General features: G+C 50.4%; 1 protein-coding gene. It reads right to left on the bottom strand.

Annotated features, from left to right (window positions below; all coding sequences use genetic code 11):
• Positions 1-240: hypothetical protein (locus AB4653_RS01880; RefSeq protein WP_372103186.1), on the bottom strand; the 240-nt coding region annotated here is incomplete at both ends.

The raw sequence follows: 240 nt of genomic DNA, 5'->3' as shown, positions 1-240 counted from the left end.
ACCAAGGTCTGCTTCCATATCCATTGCTAGGTCGAGCATTTCAGTCGGGTAGCCCGTCTTTTCTGCTACCACTTCTAGCATCGTCTTCTGAACGACAGCGGCATCTAAACCGCTAGCTGCTTGAACTGAAGTTGCTGCAGTTTGAGCGACTACAGGAGCAGAAGCCGGAAGCTTGCTGTTCATGTAAGCAACGATTTCGCCAAGAGTGCGACACTCAGCTAAGTCTTCAGGGTTTAGCTC

Origin of the sequence: Vibrio sp. 10N.222.48.A3, assembly GCF_041475345.1 — a bacterium.
Lineage (GTDB): Bacteria > Pseudomonadota > Gammaproteobacteria > Enterobacterales > Vibrionaceae > Vibrio > Vibrio tasmaniensis_A.
The sequence above is the reverse complement of the archived record's forward strand: the minus strand, read 5'-3'. Positions and strand labels throughout refer to the sequence as shown.